This window comes from Aeromonas sp. HMWF015 (assembly GCF_963878965.1).
Lineage (GTDB): Bacteria > Pseudomonadota > Gammaproteobacteria > Enterobacterales > Aeromonadaceae > Aeromonas > Aeromonas veronii.
Genome location: NZ_CAWNZT010000031.1, coordinates 1 through 1,780 on the forward strand (window position 1 = coordinate 1; position 1,780 = coordinate 1,780).

Consider the following 1,780-nt stretch of genomic DNA (forward strand, 5'->3'; position numbering starts at 1 on the left):
CCGCAGTCCCCTCACAGGACCCACGCGCGCCACTCCCATTGCCCGGCGGCGTCAACTGCTATGCCATCGCCGCGACCACTGCTAACAAGCGCAGCCTGCTGACCGACCGGCTAATTGGCGATGGACTGGTGCCGCTACGCAGCGCCCTCGGTCAGCACAACGAAGCGCGCCATCAGCTGGCTTTTCTTCCTGCCCATACCCTGATTGTCTATCGCACCAGCCATATGTCCCTGCTCGCCAACCCGCAGGTTGGCCAGCAACTGCTGCGCTGGCTCAGCCCCTTGCAGTTATAGCGAACTGGCTATTAAAGCAACAGAGTGCTGGTTCACAAAGGAGCCCTGTGGCACTCTGGGACGTCAAAGGAAAGACCCACACTGACACCTCATGTGTCCCCACTGCAAAGGAGCGCCACCGATGGCCAAAGCTAGCAAGAAAGAGATCAAGAAGAAGATCGCCGCTCGTCTTGAGAAAATTGCCAAGCATGAAGGCAAGATCAAGAAGCTGAAGAAGGCCCTGAAGTAGGGCCCACCGCATAAGAAAAACCGCCAACTGGCGGTTTTTTCATCCTCCTTTTCGCCCCTTTCCCATCTCTTTTGATACCAATGGCCTTGATGTAAACGCCTAAAGTGCACCTCAGCAGAACAACCTGGCTGAAGCCACGCACGTTCTCACCGCTGATATTTGGTCTAACAGCGCCAATCGGGCGCCGCGCGCCCCCTTGCCAGCAACTACCTTCAACGGAGTGTTTGATATGAGCCAGCAGTGGAGCGCCATATGTACTCTTACACCCTCACCTTCAAGGAAGATGTCGATCGCCTGACCGCCCCCGAGCAGGAGATCACCTTGCAGAGCCCCGCCCAGGCGGGGGATTTTATTATCCTCTCCGACGGCAGCCGCCATCAGGTGATGTTTATCACCCACAGGGCCAACTACAGCAGCCTCTATCTCGATAAAGGGGTCAGGGTGCCGCAAAGCTAGCGAATCATCTGTCAGTTAGCGAAAGCAAAAGAGCGGCACCTGGCCGCTCTTTGATCTCTCTTTATGTGGATTTGCTGTCACAGCACCTTGACCACCGGTTGGTGTACTATCTCGACGTCGTTTTTATAGACCACCAGCTCACCCGGTGGCACGCCTCGTTCACCCAGTACGGTGACGACGCACTCGTAGCGATAGGGGCCGCTCGTGAAGAGGTAGGTATGATTGCCCCCCGTCCCCTCCACCCTGACGGTGCCATTTTTCAGCACCAGATCCGGCTTGTCGGTGAGCGTCTTGCCCTTGGCCCAGGAGGCGTAGCGATAGTGGCCATCGTCCAGCTCGTCGATGCGGATGATAAATTTCTCGGTCTGCCACATCAGCTCGGGGCTCTTGTACTCCTGCACACTGGGATGCAGACCACTCTTCTGCCTGGCGATAAGCTCGGCTTTCAATTTGGCGGCCTGCGCCGTCTGATGATTGATACCGATCACCTTGCCATCAAAATCCATCCAGACCTCGCCACTACCCAGCATGATGCCGCGCCACCCCATGGTCTGCCAATCCTGCCCGACCCGGGAGGTTGCGATGCTTGTTAAAATGGCGTCATCAAATACCTCATCAAAACGGGTCAGCATCTCCGCCGGGGTTTTGATGGCGGGAATGGGATACTCCTGCTTGAAGGGGTACTTCATCTGGTTGGCAAGGGCCTGATGATCCCGGGCTTCTGCCGCATCGACCAACTGCTGCACAAAGGGGCGATATTCGGCCGGCAGCTGCTCGTCGGCTGATACAGGGAGAGCTACCC

The 1,780-nt window shown here is 57.0% G+C and carries 2 protein-coding genes and 1 pseudogene; 2 read left to right on the top strand and 1 reads right to left on the bottom strand.

The genetic code is table 11. From position 1 onward, the window contains the following. Both AACS18_RS01390 and AACS18_RS01395 read left to right on the top strand, forming a co-directional pair. Window positions 1-293, top strand: a pseudogene (locus AACS18_RS01390) (alpha/beta hydrolase); the annotation flags it as partial. Between the two features lie 481 nt (window positions 294-774). Then, window positions 775-978, top strand: coding sequence for a hypothetical protein (locus AACS18_RS01395; protein WP_108613507.1), 204 nt, complete (start codon window positions 775-777; stop codon window positions 976-978). A gap of 77 nt (window positions 979-1,055) precedes the next feature. On the opposite strand, the gene AACS18_RS01400 is transcribed toward AACS18_RS01395, so the two are convergent. After that, window positions 1,056-1,748, bottom strand: a complete 693-nt coding sequence (locus tag AACS18_RS01400; protein ID WP_374956629.1) for a hypothetical protein — start codon at window positions 1,746-1,748, stop codon at window positions 1,056-1,058. Between the last annotated feature and the right edge of the window lie 32 nt (window positions 1,749-1,780).

Excerpts from the sequence above, each read along its gene's own strand:
- AACS18_RS01395 (WP_108613507.1), top strand. The coding sequence starts at position 775 with ATGTACTCTTACACCCTCACCTTCAAGGAAGATGTCGATCGCCTGACC.